Below are 14,663 nucleotides of genomic sequence, written 5' to 3' on the forward strand. Positions count from 1 at the left end.
GCAGTTCATCTGCGGCAAGGAAGCGAGCCAGGACGAGTTCTTCTTCACGTTCAACTCGCTGGTCGAGCAGAACAAGCAGATCATCCTGTCCTCGGAGAAGCCGCCGAGCGAGCTGCAGGACATCGAGGAGCGCATGCGCTCGCGGCTGGGCAGCGGCCTCGTGGCCGACATCCACTCGTCGACCTACGAGCTGCGCCTGTCGATCCTGCAGACCAAGGCCGAGAACGCCCGGGTCCCGGTACCGGCCAACGTGCTCGAGTTCCTCGCGCACAAGATCAGCACCAACATCCGAGAGCTCGAGGGCGCCCTGAACCGCGTCGTCGCGCACGGCCAGCTGATCGGCCGCGAGATCACCGTCGAGATGGCGCAGGACGTGCTGCACGACCTGCTGCGCCAGGCCGACCGCAAGGTCACGGTCGACGAGATCCAGCAGCGGGTCGCCGCCCACTACAACATCAAGCTCGCCGAGATGAGCTCGCCGCGGCGCGCCCGCTCGGTCGCCCGGCCGCGCCAGGTAGCGATGTACCTCGCCAAGCAGCTTACGACCCTCAGCCTGCCGCAGATCGGCAAGCGCTTCGGCAACCGCGACCATACGACGGTCATGCATGCCGTGCGCAAGATCGAGGAACTCAAGGTTTCCGATCTGTCGATCGCCGAAGACGTCGAACTGCTCAAGCGCCAGCTACAGGGCTAGAAAATCACAATTTATGACTGTGAAACAGGCCGCTCAGGGCCTGTTTTGCATTGCGCCAAAGCCCCTAAATGCCTCTAGAAACAGCGAAATTGCTTCCCGCGGACAGTCGGCGTGATATACTTTTCAACCGTTCCTCCGGCGCCCTTCGCAGCCTTGGGAACGGGCCATGAACCAGACCCAATCCGGCCCTGACTACGGCGACCAAAACATGAAATTGACGATCGAACGGGCGGCCCTCCTGAAGGCCCTGGCCCATGTCCAGAGTGTCGTCGAGCGTCGGAATACCATCCCGATCCTGTCCAACGTGCTGATCACCGCCCAGAAGGGCCGGCTGAGCCTTGCCGCGACCGACATGGACCTCGCCATCACCGAATCGGTGGAGGCCAGCGCCTCCAAGACCGGATCGACCACGGCGCCGGCCCACACGCTGTACGAAATCGTCCGCAAGCTGCCCGACGGCGCCCAGGTCGAGCTGGAAGCCGCCTCCGACAACAGCAGCCTGGTGATCCGGGCCGGCCGCTCGCGCTTCACCCTGCAGTGCCTGCCGCCGGCCGATTTCCCGGCCATGACCGAAGGCGACCTGCCGCATCGCTTCCAGCTCCCGGCGACCGACCTCAAGGGCATCATCGACCGTACCCGCTTCGCGATCTCCAACGAGGAGACCCGCTACTACCTGAACGGCATCTATTTCCATGCCGCGACCGCGGCCGGCACCCAGGTGCTGCGCGGCGTGGCGACCGACGGTCATCGCCTGGCTCGGGTCGAGGTGCCGCTGCCCAAGGGCGCCGGCGAGATTCCAGGCGTGATCGTGCCGCGCAAGACCGTGGGCGAGGTCCGCAAGCTGCTCGACGAGGGCGACGGTTCGGTCGACGTCGAGCTCAGCGACACCCGCATTCGTTTCTCCAGCGGCAACGTCACGCTGGTCAGCAAGCTGATCGACGGCACCTTCCCGGACTACGAGCGGGTCATCCCGACCGGCAACGACAAGGTCCTGAACGTGCCGTGCAAGGAATTCGCGCACGCCGTCGATCGCGTCTCGACGATTTCCACCGAGAAGTCGCGCGCCATCAAGCTGGCGGTCGGCAAGGGCATCGTCACGCTCTCGGCGACCAGCCCCGACGCGGGCAGCGCCAGCGAGGAGATCGAGGTCGAGTACAAGGATACGGCGCTCGAGATCGGCTTCAACTCGCGCTACCTGCTGGACATCACCGAGCAGATTGCGGGCAGCGAGGCGCGCTTCCTGATGGCCGATGCCGGTTCGCCCACCCTGGTGCGTGACGGTGCCGACGAGAGCGCGCTCTACGTGCTCATGCCGATGCGGGTATGAACGCACAGGCCATTAGCAACCTCGCCTACTCTTCCGACGCCGTATCGGGCGCTGCGCCGGCACTCCTCGCCGTGCGCCAGCTTCGCCTGACCGACTTCCGCAACTACCGCCAGCTCCGCCTCGAGTGCGGCCACGAGCCGGTCGTCCTGGTCGGCGCCAACGGCGCGGGCAAGACCAACCTTCTGGAAGCCCTTTCCTTCCTGGCGCCCGGCCGCGGCCTGCGGCGGGCCAAGCTCGACGATGTCTGCCGCCGCTCCCGCGGCGACGAGCCTTCGGCCGCCGGCTGGGCGGTCGCCGCGACGCTCGACACGCCCGAAGGCCGGCTGGCCATCGGTACCGGCCTCGAAGCCGGGCGCGGCGAGAGCGGCCTGCCGCGCCGCGCCGTGCGCATCGACGGCCGGCCGATGCAGAGCCAGACCGCGCTCGGTCGGCATGTCGCGGCGGTATGGCTGACGCCGCAGCTCGACCGGCTGTTCCTCGACGGCGCGAGCGAGCGCCGGCGTTTCCTCGACCGGCTGGTGACGGCGCTGCATCCCGAACACGCCGGCGACGTCGCGGCCTACGAGAACGCTCAGCGCCAGCGCAGCCGCCTTCTGGGCGAAGGGAACCGCGACCCGCACTGGTTCGCGGCGCTGGAAGACACGATGGCCCGCCACGGCGTTGCGCTGGCTTCGGCGCGCGCCGACACGGTGCAGCGCCTCGATGCCGCCGCACGGCTGGGCGTCGGACCTTTCCCCCGTGCCTCGCTCGCCATGGCGGGCGAAGTCGACGGTTGGGTGGCCACCATGCCTGCGATCGACGTCGAGGACCGGCTGCGTGGCGAATGGGCGGCCAGCCGCTTGCGCGACGCCGAAGCCGGCACCACTTCCTGCGGACCGCACCGCAGCGATCTCGCGGTGCGCCACCTCGATCTCGACCTGCCGGCGGCCGAGGGGTCGACCGGCCAGCAGAAGGCGGTCCTCGTCTCGATCGCGCTGGCGCATGCAAGGCTGGTGGCGCTGTCGCGCGGCCGGCCGCCGCTGCTGCTGCTCGACGAAATCGCGGCCCACCTCGACGAGGAGCGCCGGCGGGCGCTGTTCGACGAGGTGGTGGCGCTGGGCGTCCAGAGCTGGATGACCGGCACCGATGCCGAACTCTTTGCGCCGCTCCGCGGCCGCGCGCAAATCCTGCGTGTCGCCGACGGGTCGATCGCGGCGATCTGAACCCTTTTCGAAAGCCAGGACCATGAGCGACAATGACATGACGCCGGGCGCCGAGGACTACGGCGCCGATTCCATCAAAGTGCTGCGCGGCCTCGAAGCGGTCCGCAAGCGCCCGGGCATGTATATCGGCGACACCGACGACGGCACCGGCCTGCATCACATGGTCTACGAGATCGTCGACAACGCGATCGATGAGGCACTGGCGGGCTATTGCGACCAGGTCAACGTTGTCCTGCACGGCGACGGCTCGGCCACCGTCCGCGACAACGGCCGCGGCGTGCCGACCGACATCCACCGGGAAGAGGGCATCTCGGCCGCCAACGTGATCTTCACGCAGCTCCATGCCGGCGGGAAGTTCGACCAGAATTCCTACAAGGTTTCGGGCGGCCTGCACGGCGTCGGCGCCGCGGTGGTCAACGCGCTGTCGGAGCATCTCGACCTGCGCATCTGGCGCAACGGCAAGGAACACTACATGCGCTTCCGGCATGGCGAGCCGGAAGGCGACCTCCAGGTCGTGGGGGATGCCCCGGAGGGCAAGCACGGCACCGAAGTGACCTTCCTGCCCTCGACCGGGACATTCACCAAGACCGAGTTCGACTTCGCCACGCTCGAGCACCGGCTGCGCGAACTGGCCTTCCTGAACTCCGGCGTGCGGGTCGTGCTGACCGACGAGCGCGGCGCCGAGCGGAAGGTTTCCGAGCTGTACTACGAGGGCGGCGTCGAGGCCTTCGCCAAGTATCTCGACCGCAACAAGTCGGTACTGCACGATCCGCCAGTGTCGATCCGGGGCGAGAAGGAAGGCATCGCCGTCGAAGTCGCGATGCAGTGGAACGACAGCTATCACGAGACGATGCTGTGCTTCACGAACAACATCCCGCAGCGGGACGGCGGCACCCATCTCGCGGGGTTCCGCGGCGCGCTGACCCGCACGTTGAACAAGTACGCCGACGAGAGCGGCATCTCCAAGAAGGAGAAGGTGGGCCTCACCGGCGACGACATGCGCGAGGGCCTGACCTGCGTGCTTTCGGTCAAGGTGCCCGACCCGAAGTTCTCCTCGCAGACCAAGGACAAGCTGGTCTCGTCGGAAGTGCGTCCGGTCGTCGAATCGGTGGTCAGCGACAAGCTCGGCCAGTGGTTCGAGGAACATCCCGCCGAGACCAGGAAGATCCTGACCAAGGTGGTCGAGGCGGCCGCCGCGCGCGAAGCCGCACGCAAGGCCCGCGAGCTCACTCGCCGCAAGGGCGCGCTCGACGTCTCGTCGTTGCCCGGCAAGCTCGCCGACTGTCAGGAACGCGATCCGGCGCTCTCCGAACTCTTCATCGTCGAGGGCGATTCGGCCGGCGGCTCGGCCAAGCAGGGCCGCAACCGCGCCAACCAGGCGATCCTGCCGTTGCGTGGAAAAATCCTGAACGTCGAACGCGCGCGCTTCGACAAGATGCTGGGCTCGGCGGAAATCGGCACGCTGATCACGGCGCTGGGCACCGGCATCGGCCATGACGACTTCAACCTCGACAAGCTGCGCTATCACAAGATCATCATCATGACGGACGCCGATGTCGACGGCTCGCACATCCGCACGCTTCTGATGACGTTCTTCTATCGCCAGATGCGCGACCTGATCGAGCGTGGTTACCTCTACATCGCCCAGCCGCCGCTGTTCAAAGCGGCGAAGGGCAAGTCGGCGATCTACCTCAAGGACGAGCGCGCACTCGACGATCATCTCATCCAGACCGGCCTCGAGGGCGCCACCTTGCAGCTCGGCAGCGGCAGCGTGCTCGCCAAGGAAGATCTGCGGAACACGGTGGATATCGCCCGCTCGGTGACCAACCTCGTGAAGCCGCTGGCCCTGTCGCGCCGCGTCACCAACCAGGCGGTGATCGAGCAGGCGGCGATCGCGGGCGCCCTCAAACCCGACGTGCTGGCCGATCCGGAGCTGGCCAAGCAGACGGCCGACTACATCGCCAAGCGTCTCGACGTCGTCAGTCCGCTGCTGGAGAAGGGCTGGACCGGCGAGCCGATCGCCGACGGCGGTCTCGCCTTCACGCGTCGCCTGCGCGGCGTTACCGAGCGGCACGTGATCGACGGACCGCTGACCCGCAGCGCCGAGGCGCGCAAGCTCGATGCCCTGGCCGACGAGCTGCAGGCCGTCTACCAGAAGCCCGGCATCTTCGCGGTGAAGGACAAGGAGACCCGGATCTCCTCGCCGACCGAGCTGTTCGCCGCCGTTCTCGAGGCCGGCCGCAAGGGCGTCACGATCCAGCGCTACAAGGGCCTGGGCGAGATGAATCCCGACCAGCTCTGGGAGACCACCCTCGATCCGGAGGCGCGCACCTTGCTGCAGGTCAGGATCAACCATGCCGACGAGGCCGACGAGATTTTCTCGACCCTGATGGGCGACGTGGTCGAGCCGCGCCGCGACTTCATCCAGGAAAATGCACTGAAGGTGGCGAACCTCGATGTCTAGGGTCGGAAAGGCTCTGGTCGCCGCTGTGCTTCTGGCCAGCGCAGGCCCGGCATCGGCGCAGACCCAGTCGACGACGCCGACGACCAACACCGGCACCAGGCTCAGCTTTCCATCGAGCCTGGGCGGCGCCACGTTCGAGCGCTCGATCAACTATGCTGCGCCCCCGGCCAACAATCCCGGCCAGGGGATGGCTTATTACTACTCGACGCCGAGGCGGCTGACGATCAGCGTGCAGGTTTACGATCTCGGCCGCCGGGTGCCGCCCGGCAGTGATAATCCGACGGTGATCAGCCAGTTCAACGTCGAGGTCGCCTCGGCCGAGCAGCAGTTCAAGCACGCCGGCTACACGAGCTTCCAAAAGCCGTCGGTGCCTTCGAGCTGCGCCTATGGGGCGGTGACCTTCCGCTGCCTCACTTACAGCGGCCTCACCCAGGCGAACTCGCGGGTCTACAGCAAGCTGCTGCTGACCGGCTTTCGCGACCACTTCGTCAAGATCCGCGTCGACTGGATGCAGTCGCACCAGCAGACTGCGGCCGACGCCGATGCCGCGCTGCAGGCCTTCGTGCCCGCCCTGATGCGCTGAGCGCCAGCGACCCGGGTTACCGTAGGCCGAGCCGCCGGAACAATCCCACCGTCGTCATCAGGCCCAGGGTGACCAGACTGAGCCCACCGATCTGCAACACGCCGGGAAATTCACCGACGATCGGGATGCCAACCAGCACCGACAGGGCCGGAACGATGGCCGGGAACAGCACGGCTCGGCTGACGCCGAGGAAGATCACTGCCTGGCTGTAGGCCACCATGGTGACGGCGCCCTGCAAGCCGCCCTGCACCAGCCCCTGGAAGGCCAGCATGCCGAGCGGCAATGCTTGCAGGTGGGCGACACCCATCACCGCCAGATAGACTGGTGTGGTCAGCAGAAAGGACAGCACGGCCACGACCGCCGTCGCCGGCAGCGCCGGCAAGCGCCAGTGTCGCAGCAGCAAAGTGAAGCCGGCCCAAAGCACGCTCGACGCGAAGAACAGAAGATCGCCCAGCCAGGCCTGTTCGCCCGATGGCTGGGTGAGTCCGTCCCAGCCGATCAGGAAGATGCCTGTCAGCACGATCGCGGCGCCGACCAGATGGGTGCGACTGAGGCGCTCGCGCAGGAACAGGGCGGCGCCGATCGTGCTGACGATGGTGACGGTCGAGGGCGCGATGACGGCGCCGTGCGCCAGCGGCGCGAAACCGTAGCCGCCGGTCTGCAGCAAGGCGAAAGGTGCGCCGCCCAGCAGGGTGAGGATCAGCGATCGCCGTAAGCCGATGCCGGCGAAGTCGCGCACGCCGTAGCGCAGCAGCAGCGGAAACATGATCGCGCCGGCCACGATATAGCGGGCGAAGATCATGTCGACGGCACCGAGACCATCCAGGATGCCGGCGCGCGCTGAGGCAAACGACAGCGACGCCCCGAGGGCCATGATGGAGCCGCACAGGAAGCCCCAGTGGTCGCGCGTGATCCGCACGGGTGTCCCTTCGGCCATGCCCTTCGCTAGCACGGAGCGGGCCAGCCGCACATGAATTTTGGTGCAATCGCTCCAGAATTACGCTCTTATTCCCTCAATGGCTCGCCTGAGGGAATTCGACGAGGACCGCGCGCTCGATGCCGCTGTCGACTGTTTCTGGAGTCGCGGCTACGAGGCCACGTCGGTGCGCGACCTCGCGCGCGAGATGGGGATCGGCGGCGCCAGCCTCTACAATGCCTTCGGCGGCAAGCGCGCGCTGTTCGTGCGTGTCCTCGAACGCTACGCGAATCGCTCGACCCGCGAGCGCATCGCGCGACTCGAGGCCGGTCATCGTCCCAGCGAGGCGATCCGCGCGTTCCTGGCCGAGGTGATCGACCGTTCGCTGAAGGATCGCGACTGCAAGGGCTGCCTGCTGGTGAATTCCGCGCTCGACGTCGCGCCGCACGACGCAGGACTGGGCCGCGCGGTCACGGCCTATCTCGAGGAGATCCGCGCGTTCTTCCGCCGCAACGTCGAGGCGGCGATCGAGGCCGGCGAGACGCCACGCGGCACCGACGCCGAGGCCCTGTCGATCCACCTGCTGGGCGTGCTGATGGGCATGCGCGTCCTGGCGCGCACCGGCGCCCGCCGGCACACGCTCGAAGCGGTCGTCCGGCCGGCGCTCGACCTTCTGGGGAGTCCGCAATGATCGATCATCTGAACCATGCCGCCCTGAGCGCGCTGCCGGACGACGTCCCGGTGGTCATGCTGAACCTGATGCGCTTCCGCGAGCGCTCGCTCGACGGCAACGGCAGCGGCTGGGACGCCTACCTCCGTTACAGCGCGCTCACCATAAAGCTGATCAAGGCGCGGGGCGGCACGATCATCTGGACGGGCGATGCCGAAGCGGTGGCGCTGGGTGAACCCGAACGGCATCGCTGGGATTACGCGGCGCTGGTCAGCTATCCCTCGCGCGCCGCATTCCTCGCCATGATGACGTCGCCCGAATACGCGGAGGCCAATGTCGAGCGCGAGAACGGCTGCCTCGACCACGCCATCATCGCCACGCGCGAGACCTATCGGAAATTCACATGAGGAGCACGTCGCCATGGTGAAACGTCTGAGCGAGATGCCCGAGGTCGAGGCCCACCACCTCCGCCGCATCGAATGTCCGACCCTCGACGACACGCCGGCGCTGCCGGGCAAGCCGCTCGCCCAGCGCCGCGTCGCGCTGATCTCGACTGCTGGCCTGCATCGGCGCGGCGACCGGCCGTTCCGCCCCGGCGACGGCAGCTATCGCGTCATTCCGGCCGAGACTCCGGCGCGCGACCTGGTCATGAGTCACATCTCGGTGAACTTCGACCGCACGGGCTTCCAGCAGGACCACAACGTCGCCTTCCCGATCGACCGGCTGCGCGAGCTGGTCGAAGAGGGTGTCATCGGCTCGATGGCCTCAATGCACTATTCGTTCATGGGCGCGTTTCCGCCGGATGCGGCCGAACCGCATGCCCAGCATCTCGCCGGCCTGCTGAAACAGGATGCCGTCGATGCGGCCCTGCTCGTTCCCGTTTGACCCGCCTGCACGCGCGCCGTGGGCGCGCTGGGCCACTTCCTCGAGCGTCAGGGCATTCCGACCGCCAGCATCAGCCTGGTGCGTGAACACACCGAAACCATCCGTCCGCCGCGGGCGCTCTGGGTCACGTTCGAGCTCGGCCGGCCGCTCGGCATTCCAGACGATCCCGATTTCCAGCGCCGCGTGCTGCGCGCAACGGCGGAGCTGCTGGAGCGCACCGACGGGCCGTTGATCGCCGACTATCCGGAAGAGATTGCCGAAGAGGCCGACTTCACCGGCTGGGCCTGCCCGATCAACCTGGCGCCCCAAGCCACCGACACGCTGGCGGCCGAGATCGACCGTCTGGCGACCTGGCACGATCAGAGCGTCGCCAGAACCGGCCGCACCACCATAGGCGTTTCCGGTCTCGACATGCCGGCGGCCGGCGCCCTTCTGTCCACCGCCCTGACCGGGAACCTGCCGCCGGCCCAGGCGCTCAAGGAGGCGATCGACGACCTGCGGGCCTACTACTTGGAGGCGGCCTCGGCCTTTCCCGATCCCGGCACGGCGAAGAAGCGCAAGGCGTGGCTGTGGGACGAGACGCTGTTCGGCAAGGCGCTGCTCGACCTGCAGCCCCGGCTGGCCGCGAGTGCCGACCCGCAGCACAGGATCCTGGGAAACCTGACCCTGATCCCGGCAACCGAGCGTCACCGGCTGGCGAAGAGCTAAAGTACCATCTGCGTCTGCGTCACCACGGCCACGAGCTTGCCCTCGGCAGTGGTGATGCGGGTGGTCCAGACCATGGTGCGGCGGCCGCGATGGATCGGCGTGGTCTCGCCGATCACCGTGCTGCCGACCGGCGCCGGCCCCACGAAGTTGGTCTTGCTCTCGATCGTCGTCGTGCCCTTACCCTCGGGCAGGTTGAGCACGGTGGCGGCGGCGCCCAGCGTGTCGGCAAACGCCATGACGGCGCCGCCGTGCAGGATCGCGGGCCGCGTGCAGAGTTCGGGGCGCACAACCATCTCGGCCTTCACCCCGGTCTCGCTCGCTTCCGTGAACCTGAGCCCCAGCACCTCGGCGAAGGGCAGCTTGATGGCGTTCAGGTGCTGGAGCTTGTCCATGGTCGTTTCCTCCTAAGCAGCGGTATGGAGCCGGCGCAGGCCGAGATACTCCAGGATCACGAAGTCGGCCACGATCAGCGCGACCACGACGATGCCCACGACGCCGGCCGTGGTCCACGAGGCCGGCAGCGCCAGCACCAGCGCGCTGGCCGCCACCCACGCGATGTCAGCGGCGAAGATGAAGCGGGCGAGACCGCGCGGCAGTTCGGCTCGCGAGGCGACCCAGGCACAAAGGCCGCCGAAGGCCACGACGCCCACGCCCAGAAGCTCGAACAGGATGGCGAGATCGAGGCCGGCGACAGATACCGGGCCATGCGCGGCGAACCGGGCAAACGGCTCGGCGAAGGCCACCAGCATCGCGCCGGAGAGCACGGAGAAGGCGGCGTTGCCCCACAGGGTGCGGCGGAGCAGGCGGTCTGATGAAGTGGTCATGTCGTCCTCCTTTGGTTGCGGACGATCTGGAAATCGCATCGGCCCACCGCTTCCTCAATTACGCAGCAGGTAATCGGCGGACCCGAGGGCCGGTGCTAGGTTTCGCTCCATCATGAGCACCCATCCCGCTTCCGCACCCACGGCTCCGGTCGACACGTTCGGTCCCATGCTGCGCGCCTGGCGCCGCCGTCGCGGCGCCAGCCAGCTCTCCCTGGCGCTGCAGTCCGGCGTCTCGCAGCGCCATGTCAGCTTCCTCGAATCGGGCCGCGCCCGCCCCAGCCGCGAGATGGTGGTCCAGCTCTCGACCGCGCTCGATGTGCCCCTGCGCCAGCGCAACGAGATGCTGCTGGCGGCCGGATTCGCGCCGGCCTATCGCGAGAGCAACCTCGCCGCGCCAGAACTCGCCCCGGTGCGCCAGGCCATCGATTTCATGCTGAAGCAGCAGGAGCCCTACCCCGCCGTCGTGATCGACCGGCTGTGGAACCTGCTGCAGGCCAACGAGGCGGCCAACGCCTTCACCATGTTCCTGTTCGAGGGCATGCCGCCGCCACCACCCGCCGGCAAGGCGCCGAACCTGTTGCGCTGGATTCTCGACCCGAAGGCGCTGCGCTCGAAGATCTCTAACTGGGAGGAGGTGGCGCGTTATCTCGTGTCGACGACCTATGCCGAGATCCTGGCAGCCGGCGGCGAGCCCAGGGCGCTCGCCTTCATCGAGGAGATCATGGCCTATCCCGACGTGCCCGCCTCGTTCCGCAAGCTTCGCTTCGAGGAGCGGCCAGGGCCGGTGCTGACGGTCGACTATCTGGTGGGCGGCAAGGCGCTCTCGGTGTTCACCACCATCGCCACTTTAGGCACCCCGCAGGACATCACCCTGCAGGAAGTCCGCGTCGAGAGCTTCTTCCCCGCCGACGACCGCAGCGACGCGCTGTTCAGGAGCCTCGCCGCCCGGCGCTGAAGGGCCGGCCTGCCGGCAGCGTGTTGCGGGTGGCGTGATCTCTGCAAAATGCTAATCACGGCGCCGACATGGGCGGCCCCGACATCCTCGTCACCCTCGACATCGCCCTGCGCGGCGCGGGCATCGCTCTGCTCCTGACCGTCGCGGCCGCGACGCTGCGCCAGGCCCAGGGCCGGCCCGCCGCCTGGCTCGGCGCTCTCCTGGCCGGGGGCGCCGCGGCCTACGCCGTCTGCTCCTCGCCCGGCCCCCATGATCCGCCCCTCTGGTTCGCCCCCGTCCTGATGCTCTGCACCGGCAATGCCGCCGTCTTCTGGCTGTTCGCCCAGGCGATGTTCGACGATTCGTTCCGGCTGAAGCCCTGGCATGCGCTCGTCTGGCTGGGCCTTGTCATCTGGCCGCTGGTCCATCTGCTGGGGGCGGGCTTCACGTCGCACTGGCTGCTGGGCGTTCTCGTGCGCGGCGCGGTGATCGTGCTGGCGTTGCTGGCGCTGGTGCAGACTGTTCGGGGCTGGAGCAGCGATCTGGTGGAAGGGAGGCGGCGCCTGCGCCTGTTCATCCTGATCGCCGTCGCCCTCCATATCGCCGTGACCGTCACGGCCGAACTCGTCATCGGCCCCGACAAGGTCCCGATGAGCCTGCACCTGCTCAACTCGGGCGCGTTGGTCGCGATCGCAGCCATCGTCGCCCTGCTACTGCTGTCGGCGGACCTCGATTCCGTCCTCGGCACGGTGACTGTCGAGCCGGCCGTCGGCGCCCCCTCGTCCGCCAGCCCGCCCCCTCATCCGCCCACGACGGCGGCGGCGCCGGAGGACGAGCCCGCCGACCCGGCACTGCTCGCCACGCTCGAGCGGCTGATGTCGGTCGACAGGGTTTATCGTCAGGAGGGACTGACCATCGGCGTCCTGGCCAGCCGACTCGGGCTGCCCGAATACCGGCTGAGGCGCGCCATCAACCGCGGGCTGGGATACCGGAACTTCAACGAGTACCTGAACCGTCACCGCCTGGCCGATGCCAAGCAGGCCCTTGCCGATCCCGGACAGGCCACGGTCCCGGTCCTAACCATCGCCCTCGATTCGGGCTTCCAGTCGCTCGGTCCCTTCAACCGGGCGTTCAAGGCCGATACCGGCATGACTCCGACCGAGTACAGAAAAGCCGCCGAAGGCCGCAACGGCTCCTGATTTCCTGCCGATTCCGGAATCGGCGAGCCGATTTCCGGAGCAAATCGTCGGCTTTCACCTTCGGCGCGATCCGTCCGCCCCCTCCTCCTAGGCCTTGGACACGCCCGATGGAGGGGCGATCGATGAACGAACTCTGGCACGTCTATCTGTCTGCCTGGCCCACGGTCTGGGTCATGGACACCGCCCGCTACCTCGTAGCCGCCACGCTGATGGCCACGATCCTCGCCTTGTTCTGGCGTGCCGGGCTGGCCCGCCGCAGGCTGCAGACCCGCGATCCCGCCCGGGGCCAGCGGCGGCGCGAATTGCTGGCGTCCTTGCGCACGGCCTTCATCTTCTCATTGCTGGGCGCCGTCGTGGCAGTGGGCGACCATCAGGGCTGGATCACGATCTACAAGGACTTCCGGCAGGCCGGACCGCTCTACCTCGTCCTGTCGCTCGCGCTTATGCTGGTAGTCCACGACGCCTATTTCTACTGGGCGCACCGCGCGATGCACCACAGGCGGCTGTTCGGGCTGTTCCATCGCACCCATCATCTGTCGCGGACGCCGACGCCGTGGGCCGCCTATTCATTCGCCGTCCCCGAGGCCGTCGTGCATGGCGCCTTCGTCCCGCTCTTCCTGCTCGCCGTGCCAATGCACGGAATCGCCCTGCTGGCCTTCGGCATCGTGCAGATCCTCCGCAACGTCATGGGGCATGCCGGCGCCGAGGTTCATCCCGCCGCCTTCGGCCCCGGCCGCTGGCTGGGCTGGAACAACACCACGACCCATCACGACCTGCATCACGAAGCCGGACGCTACAATTACGGCCTCTACTTCCGCTGGTGGGACAAACTGATGGGCACCGAGCATCCCGACTACCGGCGGAAGTTCGAGGCGATCGTCTCGCCGGCTGCGGGAAGCACAGCGCGGGGCAGAGCGGCGCGCATGCTCGCGCGGGCGCTTGCCTGTATCCTGGCCGGAGGATTTGCCTTGGGTGCCGACCCAGTCCGCGCCGACGACGGCCCGGTGGGGCGTTGGGTGACACCCGGCGCGGCGGCCATCGTCGAGATCGTCCCCTGCAGCGACGCACCGGGCCTGTGCGGCACCGTCCGCTGGCTGTGGGACAGCCTGGACGACAAGGGCCGGCCGCGCCTCGATACCCAGAATGGTGACGCTTCCCTGCGCACGCGGCCCGTCGTCGGTCTGTCGATCCTGTCCGGGCTCGCCCGCACCCCTGGCGGCGTCTGGGAGGGGCGCATCTACAATCCCGAGGACGGCCAGACCTATCGTGCGACGCTGCGTCGGCCGACCGTCGACACGCTGACGATCGAAGGCTGCGTTCTGTTCATCTGCCAGAAGCAGGTATGGCGCAGCGCGGCGGCGCTGGCCGCCGTGCTGAAGTGACGCCGGGTCAGCGCTCGACGCTGATCGACATCGCGAAGCTCTCGGTGGCGCCCGGCGTGATGGCAATCACGCCGGGCTTGTCGGCCAGCTCGCCGTCGAAGCCTTCGGGACTGGCATGGCCCTGCCACGGTTCGATGCAGACATAGCCGGCACCCGGTTTGGTCCAGATGCCGAGATGCGGCATGCGCGGGAAGTCGACGCGGACCGCTTCGCCATAGAGGACGCTGCGGCTCGCCAGCGTATCGAAGACCAGCGCGCCCTCTTCGAACAGGTCGTCGTGCAGCAGGAGGTGACGGGCGCGCACCGGTGTCGCGAACTGTGCGGCGCTCAGCAGGCCGTCGATCGGCCGGCGGATCGGCGCCGGCTCGTCCCGCTCGAAGACGATCTCGTGGGCCGCACGCGGCTTGCCGTAGGGCAGCGGCCAGCGCAGCGCCGGGTGGAAGCCGAACGAGACCGGCATGACCACGGCATTGATGTTCGTGACCTCGGCTTCCATGTGCAGCGTGGCGTCTTCGATCCTGTAGGTGACGTCCAGCCTGAATTCGAAGGGATAGTGGCGCCGCGTCGCCTCGCTCGACTCCAGGCGCCAGGTACAGGACGCGGCGTCGGACCTGATCAGGGCGAAGGTCGAGGTCCGGGCGAAGCCGTGACGGCCGATTTCGTAGGCTTTCCCGGCGACCTTGAGCCGGTTGCCCTTCACCTCGCCAACGATGGGAAACAGGAGTGGCGAGCGACCGTTCCAGACCGCGGGATCGCCGTCCCAGAGGAGATCGGCACCCGCGCGATCCTGCAGACGCACAAGTTCGGCGCCGATGGCGGAAATCTCAGCGCTGAGCGCGGTGGTGGAGATCGAGACGGTGGGAAAAGCCATGCCC

16 protein-coding genes are annotated in these 14,663 nt (G+C 67.8%); 12 read left to right on the top strand and 4 right to left on the bottom strand.

Annotated elements, in window-relative coordinates; translation table 11 throughout:
* The 5 genes from EPO41_RS12225 to EPO41_RS12245 all read left to right on the top strand — a co-directional run.
* Nucleotides 1-694 (top strand): chromosomal replication initiator protein DnaA (locus EPO41_RS12225; protein ID WP_296325289.1); only part of this gene is annotated, 694 nt, incomplete at its 5' end.
* A 208-nt stretch (nucleotides 695-902) separates the two neighbouring features.
* The gene (gene dnaN / locus EPO41_RS12230) at nucleotides 903-2,021 is read left to right on the top strand and encodes a DNA polymerase III subunit beta (RefSeq protein ID WP_296325292.1); all 1,119 of its coding nucleotides are present in this window, start codon (nucleotides 903-905) and stop codon (nucleotides 2,019-2,021) included.
* Nucleotides 2,018-3,223, top strand: a complete 1,206-nt coding sequence (recF, locus tag EPO41_RS12235; RefSeq protein WP_296325296.1) for a DNA replication/repair protein RecF — start codon at nucleotides 2,018-2,020, stop codon at nucleotides 3,221-3,223. Before dnaN ends, recF begins: the two co-directional genes overlap by 4 nt.
* 22 nt (nucleotides 3,224-3,245) lie before the next feature.
* Nucleotides 3,246-5,687, top strand: a complete 2,442-nt coding sequence (gene gyrB, locus EPO41_RS12240; protein ID WP_296325299.1) for a DNA topoisomerase (ATP-hydrolyzing) subunit B — start codon at nucleotides 3,246-3,248, stop codon at nucleotides 5,685-5,687.
* Nucleotides 5,680-6,270 carry a hypothetical protein gene (locus EPO41_RS12245; protein ID WP_296325301.1) on the top strand — a complete coding sequence of 197 codons (591 nt, stop codon included), beginning with the start codon at nucleotides 5,680-5,682 and terminating at the stop codon, nucleotides 6,268-6,270. The genes gyrB and EPO41_RS12245 overlap by 8 nt, the downstream gene beginning before the upstream one ends.
* Before the next feature lie 16 nt (nucleotides 6,271-6,286).
* Here EPO41_RS12245 and EPO41_RS12250 read toward each other — a convergent pair whose 3' ends face one another.
* Complete coding sequence (locus EPO41_RS12250) at nucleotides 6,287-7,207, bottom strand: DMT family transporter (protein ID WP_296325304.1); 921 nt, start codon at nucleotides 7,205-7,207, stop codon at nucleotides 6,287-6,289.
* A gap of 79 nt (nucleotides 7,208-7,286) precedes the next feature.
* On the opposite strand from EPO41_RS12250, the gene EPO41_RS12255 reads away from it, so the two are divergent.
* From EPO41_RS12255 to EPO41_RS12270, 4 genes are read left to right on the top strand one after another with little or no spacing between them, the layout of a single operon-like run.
* Nucleotides 7,287-7,877 (top strand): TetR/AcrR family transcriptional regulator, encoded by a 591-nt coding sequence (locus EPO41_RS12255; RefSeq protein WP_296325307.1) that lies wholly within the window; start codon nucleotides 7,287-7,289, stop codon nucleotides 7,875-7,877.
* Nucleotides 7,874-8,263: a DUF1330 domain-containing protein gene (locus EPO41_RS12260; RefSeq protein ID WP_296325310.1), complete on the top strand. Its 390-nt coding sequence runs from the start codon at nucleotides 7,874-7,876 to the stop codon at nucleotides 8,261-8,263. Before EPO41_RS12255 ends, EPO41_RS12260 begins: the two co-directional genes overlap by 4 nt.
* Nucleotides 8,264-8,276: 13 nt before the next feature.
* A complete protein-coding gene (locus EPO41_RS12265) occupies nucleotides 8,277-8,741 on the top strand; it encodes a glycine/sarcosine/betaine reductase selenoprotein B family protein (RefSeq protein ID WP_296325311.1) in 465 nt (154 codons plus the stop codon).
* A gap of 18 nt (nucleotides 8,742-8,759) precedes the next feature.
* Nucleotides 8,760-9,449 (top strand): hypothetical protein, encoded by a 690-nt coding sequence (locus EPO41_RS12270; protein WP_296325312.1) that lies wholly within the window; start codon nucleotides 8,760-8,762, stop codon nucleotides 9,447-9,449.
* Here EPO41_RS12270 and EPO41_RS12275 read toward each other — a convergent pair.
* Nucleotides 9,446-9,841: a PaaI family thioesterase gene (locus EPO41_RS12275; RefSeq protein ID WP_296325316.1), complete on the bottom strand. Its 396-nt coding sequence runs from the start codon at nucleotides 9,839-9,841 to the stop codon at nucleotides 9,446-9,448. The two genes, EPO41_RS12270 and EPO41_RS12275, sit on opposite strands and share 4 nt — an antisense overlap.
* A 12-nt stretch (nucleotides 9,842-9,853) precedes the next feature.
* The gene (locus EPO41_RS12280) at nucleotides 9,854-10,273 is read right to left on the bottom strand and encodes a hypothetical protein (protein WP_296325319.1); all 420 of its coding nucleotides are present in this window, start codon (nucleotides 10,271-10,273) and stop codon (nucleotides 9,854-9,856) included.
* Nucleotides 10,274-10,385: 112 nt separating this feature from the next.
* Between EPO41_RS12280 and EPO41_RS12285 the strand changes: the two genes are divergently transcribed.
* The 3 genes from EPO41_RS12285 to EPO41_RS12295 all read left to right on the top strand — a co-directional run bounded on the left by EPO41_RS12285 (nucleotide 10,386) and on the right by EPO41_RS12295 (nucleotide 13,788).
* The gene (locus tag EPO41_RS12285) at nucleotides 10,386-11,228 is read left to right on the top strand and encodes a helix-turn-helix transcriptional regulator (RefSeq protein ID WP_296325323.1); all 843 of its coding nucleotides are present in this window, start codon (nucleotides 10,386-10,388) and stop codon (nucleotides 11,226-11,228) included.
* A gap of 68 nt (nucleotides 11,229-11,296) precedes the next feature.
* Nucleotides 11,297-12,406 (top strand): helix-turn-helix domain-containing protein, encoded by a 1,110-nt coding sequence (locus EPO41_RS12290; RefSeq protein WP_296325326.1) that lies wholly within the window; start codon nucleotides 11,297-11,299, stop codon nucleotides 12,404-12,406.
* Between the two features lie 122 nt (nucleotides 12,407-12,528).
* Nucleotides 12,529-13,788: a sterol desaturase family protein gene (locus EPO41_RS12295; protein WP_296325329.1), complete on the top strand. Its 1,260-nt coding sequence runs from the start codon at nucleotides 12,529-12,531 to the stop codon at nucleotides 13,786-13,788.
* 7 nt (nucleotides 13,789-13,795) lie between these two features.
* On the opposite strand, the gene EPO41_RS12300 is transcribed toward EPO41_RS12295, so the two are convergent.
* On the bottom strand, nucleotides 13,796-14,659 hold the full coding sequence (locus EPO41_RS12300) for an aldose 1-epimerase family protein (protein WP_296325333.1): 864 nt from the start codon (nucleotides 14,657-14,659) through the stop codon (nucleotides 13,796-13,798).
* Nucleotides 14,660-14,663: the final 4 nt, after the last annotated feature.

Source organism: Reyranella sp., assembly GCF_004297265.1.
In the GTDB taxonomy this organism is placed as follows: Bacteria; Pseudomonadota; Alphaproteobacteria; order Reyranellales; family Reyranellaceae; genus Reyranella.

Bases quoted from the DNA above. Each gene is read 5' to 3' on its own strand.
- dnaN (WP_296325292.1), top strand. From the start codon at position 903: ATGAAATTGACGATCGAACGGGCGGCCCTCCTGAAGGCCCTGGCCCAT.
- recF (WP_296325296.1), top strand. From the start codon at position 2,018: ATGAACGCACAGGCCATTAGCAACCTCGCCTACTCTTCCGACGCCGTA.
- gyrB (WP_296325299.1), top strand. From the start codon at position 3,246: ATGAGCGACAATGACATGACGCCGGGCGCCGAGGACTACGGCGCCGAT.
- EPO41_RS12245 (WP_296325301.1), top strand. From the start codon at position 5,680: ATGTCTAGGGTCGGAAAGGCTCTGGTCGCCGCTGTGCTTCTGGCCAGC.
- EPO41_RS12250 (WP_296325304.1), bottom strand. From the start codon at position 7,207: ATGGCCGAAGGGACACCCGTGCGGATCACGCGCGACCACTGGGGCTTC.
- EPO41_RS12255 (WP_296325307.1), top strand. From the start codon at position 7,287: ATGGCTCGCCTGAGGGAATTCGACGAGGACCGCGCGCTCGATGCCGCT.
- EPO41_RS12260 (WP_296325310.1), top strand. From the start codon at position 7,874: ATGATCGATCATCTGAACCATGCCGCCCTGAGCGCGCTGCCGGACGAC.
- EPO41_RS12265 (WP_296325311.1), top strand. From the start codon at position 8,277: ATGGTGAAACGTCTGAGCGAGATGCCCGAGGTCGAGGCCCACCACCTC.
- EPO41_RS12275 (WP_296325316.1), bottom strand. From the start codon at position 9,841: ATGGACAAGCTCCAGCACCTGAACGCCATCAAGCTGCCCTTCGCCGAG.
- EPO41_RS12280 (WP_296325319.1), bottom strand. From the start codon at position 10,273: ATGACCACTTCATCAGACCGCCTGCTCCGCCGCACCCTGTGGGGCAAC.
- EPO41_RS12285 (WP_296325323.1), top strand. From the start codon at position 10,386: ATGAGCACCCATCCCGCTTCCGCACCCACGGCTCCGGTCGACACGTTC.
- EPO41_RS12290 (WP_296325326.1), top strand. From the start codon at position 11,297: ATGGGCGGCCCCGACATCCTCGTCACCCTCGACATCGCCCTGCGCGGC.
- EPO41_RS12295 (WP_296325329.1), top strand. From the start codon at position 12,529: ATGAACGAACTCTGGCACGTCTATCTGTCTGCCTGGCCCACGGTCTGG.
- EPO41_RS12300 (WP_296325333.1), bottom strand. From the start codon at position 14,659: ATGGCTTTTCCCACCGTCTCGATCTCCACCACCGCGCTCAGCGCTGAG.